The following is an 830-nucleotide window of genomic DNA, read 5'->3' on the forward strand; positions in this document are numbered from 1 at the left end:
CTGCCGTGGATCTACCTTGGCAACACCAGCGGTATGAGCACGGCAGAGCTCAACTTTAATCACAACAGCGACGACTTCGTGCTGGCATCACGAATCTACGGTAATGGTGAAGTCAATCATGTTGGGTCCGGTATCACCACGCTGACAGGAGCCAATACCTACAGCGGCAACACGCTTGTCTCCAGAGGGACGCTGCGCGCAGGTGCGGAGAATACGTTTAGCGCCGCGTCAGATTACACCGTCAGCGAAGGTGCCAGTCTGGATCTCAATGGTTATTCGCAAACCCTGAACTCGCTGGATCTGGCAGGTACAGCAACGCTCTCCTCCCCATCACAAGCCAGAGCGGCCTTTACGCCGACCACGTTAACCATCGCGGGCAACTACGCGGGTAACAACGGTCTGCTGGCCTTGCGTACCGTACTGGGTGATGACCTTTCCGCGACTGATAAAATGATTGTCCGTGGTGACACCAGTGGCACTACACGTGTCAGCGTCACCAACGCTGGCGGCGGCGGTTCCCAGACGGTAGAAGGCATCCCCATTGTGGAAGTCGAGGGTGCTTCTAACGGGACCTTCGTCAAAGGAGGTCGTATCGTCGCGGGTGCTTACGATTACAACATCATTAAAAAGAACAACCAGAACTGGCATCTGACCAGCGAGGCGATTCCGACTCCGTTACCGCCAGATGAACCCGCGCCAGCCTCACCGGAAACGCCAGAGCAGCCTATTCCCCAGCCTGGTGAACACCAGTATCGCCCGGAAACCGGCAGCTATCTGGCGAACACCCTTGCCGCCAACACGCTGTTCACCACCCGGCTTCACGATCGTCT

Annotated in this window: 1 protein-coding gene; it reads left to right on the forward strand. The window is 57.0% G+C overall.

From position 1 onward, the window contains the following. A partial coding sequence (locus OGW13_RS00075; protein WP_287115450.1) for an autotransporter outer membrane beta-barrel domain-containing protein occupies positions 1-830 on the forward strand: 830 nt, incomplete at both ends.

Source organism: Citrobacter sp. Ca225 (assembly GCF_030337175.1).
Classification (GTDB): domain Bacteria; phylum Pseudomonadota; class Gammaproteobacteria; order Enterobacterales; family Enterobacteriaceae; genus Citrobacter_A; species Citrobacter_A amalonaticus.